Origin of the sequence: Serratia microhaemolytica, from assembly GCF_004011885.1 — a bacterium.
In the GTDB taxonomy this organism is placed as follows: Bacteria; Pseudomonadota; Gammaproteobacteria; order Enterobacterales; family Enterobacteriaceae; genus Serratia_G; species Serratia_G microhaemolytica.
In genome coordinates, this window is record NZ_SBEF01000005.1 from 21,763 (window position 1) to 38,888 (window position 17,126).

Consider the following 17,126-nt stretch of genomic DNA (forward strand, 5'->3'; position numbering starts at 1 on the left):
TATTCCAAGAGTCAGTGGGCTGGCAGAAATTATACACTGAAATGGCTTGGAGTTGCTGCCTGCTAATTGGCTTTTGTCGGTGGATCCTCGGCTGTTATTTGCTGATTGTCGCAGTATCATGCTGGTTGCCAAAGGTAACCGCTACCCGTGCGCCACCCAATGGGCTGTCAGTAATGGTGATGTGGCCGTTATACTGTTCGATGATTTCGGCAGCAACCGATAAGCCTAAACCTTGCCCGGGGCGCAGCGTATCGATGCGTTGGCCGCGCTGGAAAATAAGTTTGCGTTTGCTTTTGGGAATACCTGGCCCGTCATCATCGATCACGATAGTGAGGTAGTTGTTGGAGTGCAGTGAGCTGACTTCGACAAACTCTAGGCAATATTTGCAGGCGTTTTCTAGAATATTGCCCATAATTTCGACGAAATCATTTTTCTCACCGACAAAGGTCACTTCAGGTGAAATGTCGATGGTGATCGCCACGCCTTTGCGCTGGTAAACTTTATTCAGCGCCAGGCTGAGTTTATCTAATAGTGGTGATATGGAGTGAATTTCACGTGTTAGCGTGGTTTGCCCCGATTTAATGCTGGCTCGATGCAGGTAATAGCCGATCTGTTGTGATATTCGGCTAATTTGTTCCTGCATAATCGGTTCACACTCTTCAATCGAGGTGTGTTTACCTGAACGCAGGGAGCGCAGCGTGGTTTGCAGTACGGCCAGTGGTGTCTTCAGGCTGTGGGTCAGATCGGAGAGGGTGGTGCGATATTTGGTATAGCGCCGGCGTTCATTGCCGACCAGGATGTTGAGATTGCGCACTAGGCTGCGTAACTCGTTGGGTAAGTTCTCATTTAGCTGTTCGCGTTCGCCATTTTCCAGTTCCCGCACTTGCTTGACCAGCGTCTTAATCGGGCGCAGGCTCCAGTACGCGGCTAGCCATAATAGCGGTAATACTAGCAGCAAATTAGCCAGTAACACGTAGCTGAACCATTCCCACACCATATCAGCATGTTGAAACTCTTGCGGGATGCTGTCTACCACAGCGATAGTGAGTGCCGGTAACAGCGGGGTGGCGGCATAGGTATTGACGGCAACTGAGAGTGTTAATCCGTTCTGGGTGTTGGTGTTGTAGTTTTTTAGCAGTGCCTGAGCTTTAAGATTGCCACTCAACAGTTGGCGACCGGTATGGGTGTCGGTGTCGATCTCATAAAAACCCGGCTCAGTTAACCACTCTTTGCGGATCAGTCTTTCCAGCTCCGGTATTTTGCGCTGGCTCCACAGTAGATTGCCTCTATCATCATAGATGAACACCAGGGTTGCGGAGTCGAGTATCTGATCGGGCGGGAGTACCAGAGTCAATTTTTGATCTTGCCACTGAGCGAGATTAAAAAAGAGATTGCTCTCTGTGCGTAGCAGTCGGAAGGAGGTTTTATCAAAGCTAATCAGATAGCCAACCACCGCTACCACACCATAAGAGAGCGAAAGCGCCATGACCACCCCCGCAGTGGCCATGAGAAAACGTGCGCGAAGGGAAAAGGGTTTTTTATTGAACATACTGTTCAGTCGGCTTCGAGATCAAAACGATAGCCTTGTCCACGAACGGTGGTGATCACCTCATGTGGATATTCAGCTTGTATTTTCCTGCGCACTCGACCCATTAAAACGTCAATGGTGTGACTTTCGCGTAGTTCGGCATCCGGGTAGAGTTGCAGCATTAAGGCATCTCTCTTCACCAGCTTGCCCGCATTACGCATTAGCGTTTCGACGATGGTGTATTCAAAACCAGTCAATTTTATCCGCTGCTCATTAACTTTGAACTCACGGCGCGATAGATCAATCTGGAATGGCGGAATATCAATCAACTGTGATGCCAGGCCACTGTTGCGACGCAGCAGCACTTGCATTCGAGCGATCAACTCTTCTAGATGGAACGGTTTGGTGACGTAGTCATCGGCACCGGCTTCTAACACAGCAACCTTATCTTGCCAGCTTTCGCGAGCAGTCAATACCAAAATAGGCAGTTTCATCTGGCGGTAACGCCAACGCTCGATCAAGCTAAGGCCATCTTCATCAGGCAGCCCAAGATCGATAATGGCAATATCAGGAATGTGTTCTAGTAGAAAATAATCTGCTTCTTTTGCGTCCTGGGCTACATCAACCTGGTGCCCCAGTTCACGCATTTGCACAGAGAGATGGTGGCGCAATAAAGCATTATCTTCAACAATCAGCACTCGCATGGAAAAACTCCTGTTAATACATGGGTGAAATTCCAACAACCCAAGTTTGAGGGGAATGTATTTTCAGCACTTAAGATAACAACACGCAGAAACGTCATTGTTACTCAAACTCTTAACTATCTACCCTGATTACTCAAAAACAGCAGTAGCGCGGTTACCACAACATCACACCCGCTACAGCCGTAAGCACCTCGACGGTTCGACGAGGACGTCAATCCTTTGAGACTCAAACGAAAGAGAACGAACGTTATCATCTTGATTTGGCGGATTGATTATTAACCATCATGATTAAACGTGGGATAAATAACACAATAGAAAAATTGAACCAAGATTAAGTGGTTAGCAGATATTAGCAGAATTGAAAGAATTGATACATATTAATTCTGAAAAAGGCAATAATGGACTGATTAAACAGCATTATTGCCTTTTTTGTTACAGGAATGACACATAATTTCTAAACAAACAGACATCAATTTACCCGCTGCATTACGCAGTGCAGGCGAGTTATTACTCTTTTATTGATCGTTATCGCAGCAAATTCTGTGTATAAAAAAAGCATACATTAATCTTAACGCTGAAATCCACTTACTTTAACGCATCAACCATGACTGCAGCTAAGCCGATATAGTTAGCGGGAGTGAGAGTTTTTAGACGCGTTTTTTCCTGCTCAGGTATCGCAAGGGTGTCGATGAAATTTTTCATCGCTTGGGCATCGACCCGTTTGCCGCGCGTAAGCTCCTTCAGTTTCTCGTAAGGCTTTTCGATGCCATAACGGCGCATTACGGTTTGGATCGGTTCTGCCAGCACTTCCCAGTTTTGATCCAGCTCATTGAGCAAGTGACTGTGATTGACTTCCAGTTTGCTCAATCCTTTCATGGTGGCCTGATAGGCGATTAGCGCATAACCCAGCCCAACCCCAAGATTGCGGAGCACCGTAGAGTCGGTGAGATCACGCTGCCAGCGCGAGATGGGTAGCTTGGCAGCCAGGTGACCGAGGAGTGCATTGGCTAAGCCCAAGTTGCCTTCAGAGTTTTCGAAGTCGATTGGGTTAACTTTGTGAGGCATGGTCGAGGAGCCAATTTCACCGGCAATGGTCTTTTGCTTGAAGTGATTTAGCGCAATGTAACCCCAGATATCGCGATTGAAGTCGATCAGAATGGTGTTAAAGCGAGCAATGCAGTCAAACAGTTCGGCGATGTAGTCGTGTGGTTCAATCTGTGTGGTGTAGGGGTTCCAACTGATACCGAGTGAAGTGACAAATTCAGCACTGAAACGGTGCCAGTCAACTTGCGGATAGGCGACGGTATGAGCATTGTAGTTGCCAACAGCACCGTTGATTTTCCCTAGGATTTCAATCGCAGCCAGTTGGCGATACTGGCGTTCCATGCGGTAGCAGACGTTCGCCAGCTCTTTGCCGATGGTGCTAGGGGTCGCCGGTTGACCGTGTGTGCGCGATAGCAACGGGATGTCACGATATTGATGAGCAAGGGTTTTGATCGTCTCGATCAGCGTGTGCCATTGCGGCAGTATCACCTGCTGACGTGCGGTTTGCAGCATCAATGCATGGGAGAGGTTGTTGATATCCTCAGAGGTGCAGGCAAAGTGGATAAACTCGTTGACCGCATGTAGTGCCGGGATGGCGGCAACTTTTTCTTTCAGAAAGTATTCAACCGCTTTGACATCGTGGTTAGTGGTTCGCTCGATCTGTTTGATACGCTCAGCATCCTGCTGATCGAATTGGGTAATAATGTTATCGAGAAAATCGTTTGCATTGCTGTCAAAAGCAGGTACTTCGCTGATCTCGGTGCAGCAGGCCAGTTTTTGTAGCCAGCGCACTTCAACCTGTACACGAAATTTCAGCAGGCCATACTCGCTGAAAATCGGACGCAGCGCATTCACTTTATCACTATAGCGCCCATCAATAGGGGAAACGGCAGTCAGTGGGGATAATTCCATCACTATTAACTCCTAGCAAGATTCACAGTGAGCGATCAGGTCTTTTGCCTGTTTGATCAGGCGGTTACGGGAAAAGATAAATTGTAGGCGTCTACCACCGACCTGCTTCCACAACACGGCAGCACGGATACCTGCGAGCAGGGTCGCACGCACTTTAGCTTGAACTAATGGGTTTTGCAGCATCGTAGCGGAACCGGTGACCTGTAGTCGCGGCCCCAATGGTGAGATAACATCGACATAAATTGAAGCTAATGCGTTGATGATGGTGTCTGAAGCCAACTCAAAGTGGCTGAGTTGGCGTTCGAGTTGCTTTAACCGTTCGGCCAGTTGTGCCATTACCGGTTGATTGGCTTTCAATTTGCTTTCCAGCATCATGATGCCCAGGCTGTACCGGGTCAGTTCAGCGCCTGCACCTTTGCCACCGCCGTAAAGCATCGTTAGCAGTGATTCTAGGCCGATCTGTAACTGCGACAGTTCTCCACCGAATACTTCCAGGGTTGAGTTGGGGTTGATTTGCAGCAGACTATTGAGCATACAGAGAAAAGCTGTTTGATCGGTTTGTCCTTCATGCGCGAGCTGTTGCACCAGTCGGGCAGATTGACTGATCCCGGCCAGTGCTAACGTGATGTCATAGTAGTTTTTCGCCACGGTTACTCCTGCAAATGCTGTTCAATAATGCCGCCACCCAGGCAGATCTGATCACGATAAAACACGGCAGATTGACCCGGTGTGACAGCGGCAACCGGCTGTTCAAAACGTACCTCGATGCGGTCGCTGTCAATCGGTGTGATCAGGCAGGGAATATCTTGCTGACGATAACGGGTTTTTACCGTGCAATGCAGCGGCTGTAATAGTGGTAGACGATCGACCCAGTGTAACTGCTGGGCGATGAGCCCGACGGACATTAACCGTGGGTGGTCATGCCCTTGTGCTACGATCAGCACATTGTTGGCCACATCTTTATCCACCACGTACCACGGTTCTTCGCTGGCTTCTTTCAGGCCACCAATGCCCAACCCTTTGCGCTGCCCCAACGTGTGATACATCAACCCTTGATGTTCGCCAAGATGCTGCCCATCGACAGAGACAATCGCACCTGGCTGAGCAGGCAGATAACGCGCGAGGAAATCACGGAATTTACGTTCACCAATGAAACAGATACCGGTCGAATCTTTTTTCTTGGCGGTGACCAGTTCCAACTGCTCTGCGATACGGCGCACTTGCGGTTTTTCTAACTCACCAATAGGAAACAGGCTTTGCGCTACCTGCTGGTGGCTAAGGGTATAGAGGAAATAGCTTTGATCTTTGTTGCTGTCTACACCGCGCAGCAAACGGCTTTTTCCGTCCACGGTGTCGCGGCGAACATAGTGACCGGTGGCAATATAGTCTGCGGCCAGATCTTCAGCAGCAAATTGTAGAAAAGCTTTGAACTTGATCTCTTTGTTACACAGAATATCTGGGTTGGGAGTGCGTCCAGCTTGATACTCTTGCAGAAACAGGGCGAAAACGTTATCCCAATATTCGGCAGCAAAGTTGACCGTGTGTAATTTAATACCCAGCTTATCGCATACCGCTTGTGCGTCAGCGAGATCTGTCGCTGCTGAGCAGTACTCCTCGTTGTCATCCTCTTCCCAGTTTTTCATGAACAACCCAGCGACTTGATAGCCCTGTTGTTGTAGCAGATAGGCAGCAACGGAGGAGTCAACACCACCGGACATTCCTACAATCACTTTTTTTTGGCTGTTGTCTGACATCGGCGTCTCATCACTATATACGCTAAAAAACCATTAGCTAAAAAACCAGCGCCGGATTCTAGCATGTTGGTTAGGCGGCTGCATCACTGTCACTCGCTTCGGCTGCGTTTTACTTTAGTGTGAGGTATCGCCATTCACCAGGCGGCAAGGCATCAAGGGTAAAGTCACCGACCCGATAACGGATCAAACGGAGTGTCGGGAAGCCGATATGCGCAGTCATGCGGCGTACTTGCCGGTTTCTGCCCTCGTGTAGCGTTAGCTTTAACCAACTGGTAGGTATTGATAGACGCTGGCGGATAGGTGGAAAGCGCGGCCATAACCACGCTGGTTCGGTGACTCGCTCCACAGTTGCGGGCAGTGTCGGCCCATCGTTGAGTGTGATGCCGCGACGCAGCAAGAGTAAATCGCTCTCTTGTGGCTCGCCCTCGACCTGTGCGTAATAGACTTTGCCGGTGCGTTTGCCCGGTTGGGTCAGTTGCGCCTGGAACTTGCCGTTGTTGGTTAAAACCAGCAGGCCTTCACTGTCACGATCAAGACGACCGGCAGCATAGAAGCCGGTATGTGGAATGAAATCTTTTAACGTGCTGCGACCATCCTGATCGGTAAACTGGGTCAGTACATCAAACGGTTTATTGAACAGGATCACCGCGCTGGCTGATGCAGGAAACACACGGCGAGGTGAGTAGCTGGGGTTTTTTCTTTTAGTTAATTGATTTTTAGCTGGATATTTTTGCATGATGGTCTGGGCCATGAATAACTGGCGCATTATACACCGGAAATGATTTAAAGTGGCAGTTACGATAGGTGACATTGTTACCAAATAGCTGTCGTCGTTGTGATTGGCGCAAGCGAGATATTCAAGTAGTATGAGCTGAGATCTCACAAGTCATTAACAAAATATGAATTTGAAGAAAGGAGAGGTTGATGGAAAGCAAAGTCGTTGTGCCAGCAAAAGGTCAAAAAATTAAGGTGAACGATCAAGGTAAACTGGTTGTCCCCCTTAATCCTATCATCCCGTTCATCGAAGGTGACGGCATTGGTGTTGATGTGACTCCCGCAATGATCCGGGTGGTTGATGCAGCAGTAGAAAAGGCCTATCAAGGTCAGCGCAAAATTTCTTGGATGGAGATCTATACCGGTGAGAAATCGACGCATGTTTATGGTCAGGATGTTTGGCTGCCAGATGAGACGCTGGATCTGATCCGTGAATATCGTGTCGCGATCAAAGGTCCGCTAACCACACCGGTTGGGGGCGGGATCCGTTCATTGAATGTTGCTTTACGTCAACAGCTTGATCTCTATATCTGTTTGCGCCCAGTACGTTACTATCAGGGCACGCCCAGCCCAGTAAAACAGCCTGAACTGACTGACATGGTAATTTTCCGCGAGAATGCGGAAGATATTTATGCCGGTATTGAATGGAAAGCGGGTTCAGCAGAAGCAGAAAAGGTGATCAAATTCCTGCGTGAAGAGATGGGCGTGAAAAAGATCCGCTTCCCGCAACAGTGCGGTATTGGCGTTAAGCCATGCTCTGAAGAAGGCACTAAACGCTTGGTGCGTGCCGCGATTGAGTATGCCATCACCAATGACCGAGACTCAGTGACCTTGGTACACAAGGGAAATATTATGAAATTCACTGAGGGGGCGTTCAAAGATTGGGGTTATGAACTGGCGCGAGAAGAGTTTGCGGGTGAACTGATCGATGGCGGGCCGTGGTTGGCAGTGACCAATCCGAATACAGGCAAAAAGATCGTGATTAAAGATGTGATTGCCGATGCTTTCCTACAACAGATCCTGTTGCGCCCGGCTGAGTATGATGTTATCGCCTGTATGAATCTTAATGGTGACTATATTTCTGATGCACTGGCGGCACAGGTCGGCGGTATTGGTATTGCACCGGGTGCCAATATCGGTGATGAGTGTGCATTGTTTGAAGCCACTCACGGTACTGCGCCAAAATATGCTGGGCAAGATAAGGTAAATCCGGGTTCAGTGATCTTATCGGCAGAGATGATGTTACGCCACATGGGCTGGATTGAAGCGGCGGACTTAATTGTTAAGGGCATGGAAGGGGCGATCGCTGCCAAGACCGTGACCTATGACTTTGAACGCCTGATGGAAGGTGCCAAACTGCTGAAATGTTCAGAGTTCGGCGAGGCGATCGTTAAGCATATGTAGGTTGTTTGACTCACAGAAAGCCAACATCATTATTCATTTTTTGTTGGCTTTTTGTTTGTCGTACATACGGGATCGATTGCGCCATTCTATTAGCGGCTTTTTTCAGCGATTGCACTAAGAATTGAATTTAGCCGTTGACACTGTTTCAGTGGTTTCATATTATGCGCGCGGTTCATTGAGTTGTTTTATCGATGGGGCTATAGCTCAGCTGGGAGAGCGCTTGCATGGCATGCAAGAGGTCGACGGTTCGATCCCGTCTAGCTCCACCAACCTTATTGCCAGTTAGTATGACAGGTTGGTGTTGTAGGTTGATATTGCACAGCATTGCAGCTCACAACTCGGTTAAGTCGACAACCACAGTGTACAACAACCACCCATTTATGGGGCTATAGCTCAGCTGGGAGAGCGCTTGCATGGCATGCAAGAGGTCGACGGTTCGATCCCGTCTAGCTCCACCAAATTATGAAAGCCGCCTTTATTGGCGGCTTTTGCTTTGGTTGGCAACGATAATTGGTTTGCCACTATAGCTGGTTAGCAACCATCAGCACATTTTGCTGAGGGGTCGTTAAACAGGATGCGTACCAATAATGCATTGGATTCGCGCATCGGATCATCACCGATTGAGAGCACTTTGCCTGCATTTGGCGCGTAGTATTCACGTAACACGTCGCCAAACGCGTTGCGTTGAATGGCAACTTTTTGTCCTTTCTGCACCGAGTCACCGGTTTTAACCAGAATTTCTGCGAACCCACCCACTTCAGCACGAATCGAGTTCATGCTATTACCAATGTAGGTTTGTTGCTCTTTGGCAGTACGACCAAGTTTGCCGGCAATCATCCCTTGTTCAATCAGAATGTTGTTTACCCCAGTGACGCTACGGGCAATGAGATCGGTTTGATAGAGTTTGGGCTTACCCACTTCCAACGTAATTGCCGGGATATTGTGTTCAACAAAGGTGGTTTCTACCGAACCTTTTTCGCCTAGATCTTTTTTAATTTGATCGGCTGGGAACAGTTCCGCCATCTTTTTCACTTGTGGGTTGCGATAATCAGCATAAATGAATAGCGGGAAATCGTTACCGGTACTTTGGGTATGCATGTCAACGAAGAGTGTGACATTGCCTGCCCAGAGATTATTCCACATTAACCAGGCGTGTTGCTGAGCGCTATTGCCTTTCTCTTTGCCTGGCCAGATACGGTTAAAGTCAACACTGCTGCCGCTGTCCATGGCAAACTGCCAGTGACGGTTATTGACTAACATTCCGGAAGGGTTTGCACCAACTGCGGCAACAACGGTGCCACTTAATTTTGCTGGTTCAAGTTTTTCAAATACCTGTTGTATCACCCGCACGCCGTTGAGTTCATCACCGTGAATAGCGGCTTGTAGCCCTAATTTAGGGCCGCTTTTAGCACCTTTAGCAACCAAAATGGGTACGTACCAATTTTGCCCAATACCGTTGCTGGCCCCTTGAAACATAAAGCGATAATGTTTTCCTGCTTCAAGATCATTCACATCCAGTTTTTTGATTACCGGATAGCCGTTAATCTTATCACCGGTATAGATTGTCTCTGCCTGGGCGCTGAATACACTGGTGAGTAATAGCGCTAATGTTGCCACTTTGTACATAAACTTCCCCATTTTTATCGGTTTATAACAAATAAAAACACGTCCTTGGTGATTGCCGAAAGTTGCGGGAAAAAGATCTGACCCACGCGATTGTTGAGTTGAATGCTTTCAATCATACGCCGTCATTTCCCTGAACGAGCGATACACCAACGCTTAGTAGATCACAGAATGACGTAACTGCAAAGTGATAATAAACAGATTAATGCGCTAGTAGGTTATTGCGGTTGATTGATGGGAGAGGTAACCCGGCGGAATGTATGTTTGTCGTGGTACAGTGCGTAGGCAGTGCTTGCCTCCCAGTGCATAGAGAGGCAAGCGATGCTGGCTATTGCCAGCAGCTTATCGTACTAGCCACGACGTTTGGCACGTTGCAGTTTTTGATAAGCGGCGAGCAGTGCCTGATGTGCCGTCAGTTGCTGTAAGTTTTCATCTACAGCGAATAGTCCATAGAATGGAGCTTCTGCACTGATTGCCGCTGAAGCGGCTTCGACAGTCTGTTGCCCATACATGCGCACGAAAGCTGAGTAGTATTGCGTTGGCTCACGTTCAGGTTGCAGCGCTAACTCCAGCAGAGTTTTCAGGCAACGGTAGTAATTACTGCGTTCGGCACTGAACGTTGATGCGTTGAATTCCAGACTCCACTCGACCCAGGTCAGTGCCTCTTCAAGATCATGTCCAGCCAGTGCCAGCATCGATTTCAGTTCTCCGACCCGTAAGCTGTACCAGGCATTGTCTTTGCCGGGAGCAATACCAAGCAGTTCGTGAACACGGGTGAAATCATCCAGACCTTCGTCATCCAACTGTTCTAACAGGGCGAGATACTCGTCAGCTTGCCACTGGCTGTCTGGCAGTTGCAGTAAGGTTGCACGCAGTTCTGCTGCCATGTTGTTATTTGCCAGTAGTAGGTCTTCTACCGGATAAATTTCTGACATTCCCGGTACGATGATGCGGCAAGCGTAAACATCCAAATGCTGATAATCAGCAATGTAAACTTCCGCTTGCTCATGCTGAAAGATGTTCATCAGGGCAGTGAATTCATCCGATGTGCTGCCACTGAAACTCCAGTCGACAAATGGGTAGTCGGCATCCTGTTTGAACATATCCCAACAGATCAGGCCACTGGAGTCGATAAAGTGGGTTTCCAGATTGGTGTGGTCAGCAACTTCACCGTAATCAAAGCTTGGGCAACTAAATACATCGAGATCTTTTAGGCTGCGCCCTTGCAGGAGTTCGGTGACGGTGCGTTCTAATGCGACACCAAAATCAGGGTGGGCACCGAATGAGGCAAAGCAACCGCTATTGGCGGGGTTAAACAGCACTACGCAGATCACGGGGTAGACACCGCCCAGTGAGGCATCGTAGGCGAAGATCGGGAATCCCTCATCTTCTAAACGGCTGATAGCTTCCACGACATGCGGATAGCGCTGTAGCACACTGTCTGGGATCAGGGGCAGGCTGACGGCATCAGCAATAATGCGATTTTTGACATAACGCTCAAAAATTTCTGCCAAAGCCTGCACTCTGGCTTCATTGGCATTATTTCCGGCAGACATGCCGTTGGAGACATATAAATTTCCAATAATATTCATTGGAATATAAACAGTTTGCTGATCAGACTGGCGACAGAATGGTAGGGCGCAGATCCCGCGCTCAGCATGACCTGATTGTAGATCAATCAGGTCACTGGCAACCAGTTGTTGGTGTGGATCGTAGAACTCACGCAGATAGGGGTCTAGCATCTCGGCCGGCAGAACATCGTCGTCAGTGATCGGAAACCAGCGTTCGTTCGGGTAATGGACAAAGTCACCGTGTGCGATTTGCTGCCCTAAGTAGAAGTCGGCAAAAAAATAGTTGGTTGACAGCCGCTCAAAGTATTCACCCAGTGCTGAGGCGAGCGCCGCTTTTTTGCTGGCGCCTTTGCCATTGGTAAAGCACTGAGGGCAGTCACGATCGCGAATATGCACCGACCAGACATGTGGAACAGGATTGAGCCAGGAGACCTCTTCAATGTTAAAACCCAGCTCAGCGAGTTTTTGTTGAAAGTGGGCGATGGAGTCTTCCAGCGCGGCATCTTTACCAATAATAAATGTTTGCGTCATGGTTTTCACTTATCGGTCATCGGCGGTTGCGGAGGGTTTGTGCTGGAGCGTACCGAATGGCAACTCAGTGTGGTAACAAACCTGTTGGAAAATTGGCGTGCAGTAACGATGTGCGATGATACGGGGTTTTTATGCCAAGCTCCAGCGCTTCTGGGATCGGCAATCGCATCACATTCTTTATCGTAGCGTAATAGAATCATCCAGCCTGGTATTTATAACGGAGAAACATAATAAAAACAGTAAAACCAGCGGGATTGGCAGCATTGCTCATCAGGATAGTATTGGCATTCAATCAAGACTGAGCCGGATCGGCGTGCTGCGTTCACAAGCTGGCGTAACAGGCTGCATCACACCTGTAATTTCAACTCATAACGGTATAGTATCAGGGGCGACGTTTGGCTTATTTTAACCAGCCGATTTTTACGACCAACAGTGAGCGTGGTGAGAGAAAATGACTCAGGTTTACAATTTTAGTTCTGGGCCGGCAATGTTGCCGACAGAGGTGTTACGCCAGGCACAGCAGGAGCTTTGCGACTGGCAGGGGTTAGGTACCTCAGTCATGGAGGTGAGTCACCGGGGAAAGGAATTTATTGCAGTGGCACAACAGTCCGAGCAGGATCTGCGTGATCTCCTTAATGTCCCTGATAATTATCAAGTTCTATTCTGTCATGGTGGTGCGCGCGCTCAGTTTGCCGCTGTGCCTCTGAATCTGTTAGCGCCAGGCCGCTCGGCGGATTATATTGATGGCGGCTACTGGGCACACAGTGCACTGAGTGAAGCAGAAAAGTATGGCTCAGTGCGAGCAGTCAATGTCAAAACCACGCGTGATGGCTTGCATGCCATTAAACCGATGTCTGAGTGGCAGGTGAGTGAAGATGCCGCTTATATCCACTACTGCCCGAATGAAACCATCGACGGTACAGCCATCGATGAGTTGCCCGATTTCGCCGACAAAGTGGTGGTGGCAGATTTCTCATCCTGTATTCTCTCACGCCCGATCGATGTTAGCCGCTTTGGTGTGATTTATGCTGGTGCGCAGAAGAACATCGGCCCTGCGGGTTTGACGCTGGTGATTGTGCGTGAAGATCTGCTGGGTAAGGCTCGACGTGAAACGCCGTCAATTCTTGATTATCAGGTGTTGGCACAAAATGAGTCGATGTTTAATACCCCACCGACGTTTGCCTGGTATCTCTCTGGTCTGGTCTTTCAGTGGCTGAAGAAGCAGGGCGGGTTAGCCGTGATGCAACAACGTAATCAGCAGAAAGCTGAGTTACTGTATAACACCATTGATCAATCAGGTTTTTACCGTAACCAGGTTGCGGCAGCCAATCGTTCTTGGATAAATGTGCCGTTCCAGCTTGCCGATCCTCAGCTTGATGCACAATTTTTGGCACAGGCACAAGCAAACGGATTACATGCTTTGAAAGGGCACCGTGTGGTTGGCGGGATGCGCGCTTCAATCTACAATGCGATGCCGCTCGCGGGTGTGCAGGCGTTAACTGAATTCATGCTCGATTTTGAGCGTCGCCACGGTTGAGGGCTAGGGTAGCCTGTTGGCTAATGGTATGCTGGCGAACGGCAGTTTACCACTTAGTGAATTGAACACGTTGTCGACTGGCTGTTGTTGTTGGTCCGTTTTGTTGACAACAAGCTATTAAAGAGTGTGCGATCAAGCGGCTCCAGTGTCAGCGCGGAGCCGTTTCGTTTATTAGATGCTGGAGAGTTTTATTAATATGGTCGATTCCCTGACGTTACACCCTATCGCTTTGGTTAATGGCACCATCAATTTACCTGGCTCAAAAAGCGTATCAAATCGTGCGTTGCTGTTGGCTGCATTGGCACAGGGAACTACACGCCTGACCAATCTGTTAGACAGTGACGATGTGCGTCACATGCTGAATGCGTTACAGGAGTTGGGAGTCAACTATCAGCTTTCTGCCGATCGCACCGTCTGCCAGATAGAGGGTAAAGCGGGGGCACTAGTAGCACCTCACCCCCTTGAGTTGTTCCTTGGCAATGCGGGCACGGCGATGCGCCCGCTCACGGCCGCACTCTGCCTGGGTAGTGGTGATGTGGTGCTGACTGGTGAACCACGTATGAAGGAGCGACCGATTGGCCATTTGGTTGATGCGTTGCGCCAAGGCGGGGCAGATATCGATTACCTTGAGCAGCCAGAGTATCCACCAATACGTCTGCGCGGTGGTTTTATGGGTGGTACGGTGAGTGTTGATGGCAGTGTTTCCAGCCAGTTTCTGACGGCTTTGCTGATGATGGCGCCACTGGCAGCACAAGACACGCAGATCCAGATCAAAGGGGAACTGGTTTCTAAACCCTATATCGATATTACATTGCATCTGATGCGTAGGTTTGGGGTTGCCGTGCATCACGATAACTATCGTGTATTTCATATTGCTGGGCGGCAGCAGTATCGTTCACCCGGTGATTATCTGGTGGAGGGCGATGCCTCTTCCGCTTCCTATTTCCTTGCAGCTGCTGCGATCAAAGGTGGAACGGTGCGCGTGACAGGGATTGGCAAAAACAGTGTGCAGGGTGATATTAAATTTGCCGACGTGTTGGCGAAAATGGGGGCGAACATCCATTGGGGGGAGGATTATATTGCGTGCAGTCGCGGTGAATTGCACGGTATTGATATGGATATGAACCATATTCCAGATGCTGCAATGACGATTGCTACCACCGCGCTGTTCGCTCAAGGGACAACGACTATCCGTAATATCTACAATTGGCGTGTGAAAGAGACTGACCGGCTAGCAGCGATGGCGACAGAATTGCGTAAAGTGGGTGCAGAGGTAGAGGAAGGGCAGGACTATATTCATATTGTGCCACCAAGGCAGTTGCAGTTGGCACAGATTGAGACTTATAACGATCACCGTATGGCGATGTGTTTTTCGCTGGTTGCTCTTTCTGATACTGCGGTGACGATCCTTGATCCCAAGTGTACGGCCAAAACCTTTCCCGACTATTTCCAGCAGTTGGCTGCATTAACACAACACGATTAAGCCATTTGCTATTCGTGGCTGCACGCTGAATAAAAAAATGGCACCTTGAAGGTGCCATTTTTATGTTTTACCAGCAATAACAAAACATTACTAATAACAACACCATAAGTGGTCAGCGACTAGCCGTAAATATTGGCTCGGTCACGTAACTCTTTACCCGGTTTAAAGTGAGGGACATATTTGCCATCCAATTCAACTTTTTCACCGGTTTTAGGATTACGGCCAATGCGCGGAGCACGGTAGTGAAGAGAAAAACTGCCGAACCCTCGGATCTCAATGCGATCACCCCCGGCTAATGTCGCCGCCATGTGTTCTAGCATTTCTTTCACCGCATCCTCAACAAGCTTTGCAGAAAGGTGAGTCTGTTGCCCGGCAATTCTTTCAATCAGTTCCGACTTGGTCATTGCTCCTCCAAGTTTTATAGCTCAACTACCGTATTAAGGGCGACTAATCGTCGCCCCGGTTATTACTCGCCTTTGGCCGCTTTGAAGGCTTCAGCCATCGCGTTAGAGAAGTTGCCTTCTTCCTGCTTATTATTCACAGTCGCCATTGCATCTTTCTCGTCTGCCTCGTCCTTAGCACGGACAGAGAGGCTGACAACGCGGTTCTTACGGTCAACACCAGTGAATTTAGCTTCCACTTCGTCGCCCACTTTCAGAACTTGCGTTGCATCTTCAACGCGGTCACGAGAGGCTTCAGATGCACGTAGATAACCCTCTACACCACCTGCTAATTCAACTGTAGCACCTTTCGCGTCAACTGCAGTGACTTTACCGGTAACAATAGCACCTTTCTTATTCACAGTAAGGTAGTTATTGAACGGATCTTCAGCAAGTTGCTTCACGCCAAGAGAGATACGCTCACGCTCTGCATCAACTTGCAGCACTACTGCGGCGATTTCATCTCCCTTCTTGTATTCACGCACTGCTTCTTCACCAGCGACATTCCAGGAAATATCAGACAGATGTACCAAGCCGTCGATGCCACCGTCCAGGCCGATGAAGATACCAAAATCAGTAATAGACTTGATTTTGCCTTCAACACGGTCGCCCTTGTTGTGAGTCTCGGCGAATTGCTGCCAAGGATTAGATTTGCACTGCTTGAGGCCAAGAGAGATACGACGACGCTCTTCGTCGATGTCCAGAACCATCACTTCAACCACATCGCCGACATTAACAACTTTAGACGGATGGATGTTCTTGTTGGTCCAGTCCATTTCTGAGACGTGTACTAGCCCTTCAACGCCTTCTTCGATCTCCACGAAGCAGCCATAGTCAGTCAGGTTGCTGACACGACCCGTTAACTTGGTGCCTTCTGGATAACGTTGTGCGATAGCAACCCACGGATCTTCACCCAGTTGTTTCATACCCAGAGATACGCGGGTACGGTCACGATCAAACTTCAATACTTTAACTGGGATTTCATCGCCAACACTGACGATTTCACTTGGATGCTTAACGCGTTTCCATGCCATATCGGTGATATGCAACAGACCGTCAACACCACCGAGGTCAACGAATGCACCGTAGTCGGTCAGGTTCTTAACGATACCTTTGACTTCCATACCTTCTTGCAGGTTTTCCAGCAATTGGTCACGTTCGGCGCTATTTTCTGATTCAATCACCGCACGACGAGAAACCACAACGTTGTTGCGCTTCTGATCGAGTTTGATTACTTTGAACTCAAGCTCTTTGCCTTCTAAGTGCAGAGTATCACGTACTGGACGCACATCAACCAGTGAACCTGGCAGGAATGCACGAATACCGTTCAGCTCTACAGTGAAGCCACCTTTAACTTTTCCGTTGATGATCCCCACTACGGTTTCAGCTTCCTGATAAGCTTTCTCAAGCGTGATCCAAGCTTCGTGACGCTTAGCTTTTTCACGTGAGAGCAGGGTTTCGCCGAAACCATCTTCAACGGCATCCAGTGCAACATCAATTTCGTCACCAACCTGGATTTCTAACTCGCCTTGGGCATTTTTGAACTGTTCTACTGGAATGGCTGACTCAGATTTCAGGCCGGCATCAACCAGTACGACATCTTTATCGATAGCAACCACGACGCCGCGAACAATGGCACCAGGACGAGTTTCGATAGTTTTCAGGGATTCTTCAAAGAGTTGAGCGAAAGATTCAGTCATGTTGTTAATCTTCAGGATTTTGGGTTTAACTGCCATCCGACATCCGGCCGAAATGGGGTTGTTTCACATACCCTGTTATTGGCTCCGTGCCTACAGGGCGTTGGGTAGAAAGCCTACATTC

General features: G+C 48.8%; 13 protein-coding genes and 2 tRNA genes. 5 read left to right on the forward strand and 10 right to left on the reverse strand.

The genetic code is table 11. The features are described from left to right. Positions 1-94: 94 nt before the first annotated feature. From phoQ to rluE, 6 genes are all read right to left on the reverse strand, one after another. Positions 95-1,549, reverse strand: coding sequence for a two-component system sensor histidine kinase PhoQ (gene phoQ, locus EOJ37_RS04530; protein WP_127958272.1), 1,455 nt, complete (start codon positions 1,547-1,549; stop codon positions 95-97). Positions 1,550-1,554: 5 nt separating this feature from the next. Next, the gene (gene phoP / locus EOJ37_RS04535) at positions 1,555-2,232 is read right to left on the reverse strand and encodes a two-component system response regulator PhoP (RefSeq protein WP_127958274.1); all 678 of its coding nucleotides are present in this window, start codon (positions 2,230-2,232) and stop codon (positions 1,555-1,557) included. 585 nt (positions 2,233-2,817) lie between these two features. Continuing rightward, positions 2,818-4,188, reverse strand: a complete 1,371-nt coding sequence (gene purB, locus EOJ37_RS04540) for an adenylosuccinate lyase (RefSeq protein WP_127958436.1) — start codon at positions 4,186-4,188, stop codon at positions 2,818-2,820. A gap of 12 nt (positions 4,189-4,200) precedes the next feature. Beyond that, a complete protein-coding gene (gene hflD / locus EOJ37_RS04545) occupies positions 4,201-4,836 on the reverse strand; it encodes a high frequency lysogenization protein HflD (protein ID WP_127958275.1) in 636 nt (211 codons plus the stop codon). 2 nt (positions 4,837-4,838) lie between these two features. Further along, positions 4,839-5,942 carry a tRNA 2-thiouridine(34) synthase MnmA gene (gene mnmA, locus EOJ37_RS04550; RefSeq protein ID WP_127958277.1) on the reverse strand — a complete coding sequence of 368 codons (1,104 nt, stop codon included), beginning with the start codon at positions 5,940-5,942 and terminating at the stop codon, positions 4,839-4,841. 109 nt (positions 5,943-6,051) lie between these two features. Next, the gene (gene rluE / locus EOJ37_RS04555) at positions 6,052-6,708 is read right to left on the reverse strand and encodes a 23S rRNA pseudouridine(2457) synthase RluE (RefSeq protein WP_127958279.1); all 657 of its coding nucleotides are present in this window, start codon (positions 6,706-6,708) and stop codon (positions 6,052-6,054) included. A 158-nt stretch (positions 6,709-6,866) separates the two neighbouring features. Between rluE and icd the strand changes: the two genes are divergently transcribed. The 3 genes from icd to EOJ37_RS04570 all read left to right on the forward strand — a co-directional run bounded on the left by icd (position 6,867) and on the right by EOJ37_RS04570 (position 8,578). Beyond that, on the forward strand, positions 6,867-8,120 hold the full coding sequence (icd, locus tag EOJ37_RS04560) for an NADP-dependent isocitrate dehydrogenase (protein WP_127958281.1): 1,254 nt from the start codon (positions 6,867-6,869) through the stop codon (positions 8,118-8,120). A 193-nt stretch (positions 8,121-8,313) separates the two neighbouring features. After that, a tRNA-Ala gene (locus EOJ37_RS04565) sits at positions 8,314-8,389 on the forward strand. Positions 8,390-8,502: 113 nt separating this feature from the next. Further along, positions 8,503-8,578, forward strand: a tRNA-Ala gene (locus EOJ37_RS04570). Positions 8,579-8,651: 73 nt separating this feature from the next. Here EOJ37_RS04570 and EOJ37_RS04575 read toward each other — a convergent pair. Together EOJ37_RS04575 and ycaO are read right to left on the reverse strand one after the other, a co-directional pair. After that, positions 8,652-9,746 (reverse strand): M14 family metallopeptidase, encoded by a 1,095-nt coding sequence (locus tag EOJ37_RS04575; RefSeq protein WP_127958283.1) that lies wholly within the window; start codon positions 9,744-9,746, stop codon positions 8,652-8,654. Positions 9,747-10,093: 347 nt separating this feature from the next. Then, entirely contained in the window at positions 10,094-11,845 is a 1,752-nt protein-coding gene (gene ycaO / locus EOJ37_RS04580) for a 30S ribosomal protein S12 methylthiotransferase accessory factor YcaO (protein ID WP_127958285.1), read from the reverse strand. Between the two features lie 451 nt (positions 11,846-12,296). Between ycaO and serC the strand changes: the two genes are divergently transcribed. Further along, on the forward strand, positions 12,297-13,382 hold the full coding sequence (serC, locus tag EOJ37_RS04590; protein WP_127958290.1) for a 3-phosphoserine/phosphohydroxythreonine transaminase: 1,086 nt from the start codon (positions 12,297-12,299) through the stop codon (positions 13,380-13,382). Between the two features lie 196 nt (positions 13,383-13,578). Then, the gene (gene aroA, locus EOJ37_RS04595; protein ID WP_127958292.1) at positions 13,579-14,865 is read left to right on the forward strand and encodes a 3-phosphoshikimate 1-carboxyvinyltransferase; all 1,287 of its coding nucleotides are present in this window, start codon (positions 13,579-13,581) and stop codon (positions 14,863-14,865) included. A 119-nt stretch (positions 14,866-14,984) separates the two neighbouring features. On the opposite strand, the gene ihfB is transcribed toward aroA, so the two are convergent. Continuing rightward, positions 14,985-15,269, reverse strand: a complete 285-nt coding sequence (ihfB, locus tag EOJ37_RS04600; RefSeq protein ID WP_127958294.1) for an integration host factor subunit beta — start codon at positions 15,267-15,269, stop codon at positions 14,985-14,987. A 62-nt stretch (positions 15,270-15,331) separates the two neighbouring features. Beyond that, on the reverse strand, positions 15,332-17,005 hold the full coding sequence (rpsA, locus tag EOJ37_RS04605; protein ID WP_127958438.1) for a 30S ribosomal protein S1: 1,674 nt from the start codon (positions 17,003-17,005) through the stop codon (positions 15,332-15,334). Between the last annotated feature and the right edge of the window lie 121 nt (positions 17,006-17,126).

What these genes read in the sequence shown, in the direction of transcription:
- ycaO (WP_127958285.1), bottom strand. Translation starts at nt 11,845, where the DNA reads ATGACGCAAACATTTATTATTGGTAAAGATGCCGCGCTGGAAGACTCC.
- aroA (WP_127958292.1), top strand. Translation starts at nt 13,579, where the DNA reads ATGGTCGATTCCCTGACGTTACACCCTATCGCTTTGGTTAATGGCACC.
- phoP (WP_127958274.1), bottom strand. Translation starts at nt 2,232, where the DNA reads ATGCGAGTGCTGATTGTTGAAGATAATGCTTTATTGCGCCACCATCTC.
- serC (WP_127958290.1), top strand. Translation starts at nt 12,297, where the DNA reads ATGACTCAGGTTTACAATTTTAGTTCTGGGCCGGCAATGTTGCCGACA.
- EOJ37_RS04575 (WP_127958283.1), bottom strand. Translation starts at nt 9,746, where the DNA reads ATGTACAAAGTGGCAACATTAGCGCTATTACTCACCAGTGTATTCAGC.
- phoQ (WP_127958272.1), bottom strand. Translation starts at nt 1,549, where the DNA reads ATGTTCAATAAAAAACCCTTTTCCCTTCGCGCACGTTTTCTCATGGCC.
- rpsA (WP_127958438.1), bottom strand. Translation starts at nt 17,005, where the DNA reads ATGACTGAATCTTTCGCTCAACTCTTTGAAGAATCCCTGAAAACTATC.
- ihfB (WP_127958294.1), bottom strand. Translation starts at nt 15,269, where the DNA reads ATGACCAAGTCGGAACTGATTGAAAGAATTGCCGGGCAACAGACTCAC.
- icd (WP_127958281.1), top strand. Translation starts at nt 6,867, where the DNA reads ATGGAAAGCAAAGTCGTTGTGCCAGCAAAAGGTCAAAAAATTAAGGTG.
- mnmA (WP_127958277.1), bottom strand. Translation starts at nt 5,942, where the DNA reads ATGTCAGACAACAGCCAAAAAAAAGTGATTGTAGGAATGTCCGGTGGT.
- rluE (WP_127958279.1), bottom strand. Translation starts at nt 6,708, where the DNA reads ATGCGCCAGTTATTCATGGCCCAGACCATCATGCAAAAATATCCAGCT.
- purB (WP_127958436.1), bottom strand. Translation starts at nt 4,188, where the DNA reads ATGGAATTATCCCCACTGACTGCCGTTTCCCCTATTGATGGGCGCTAT.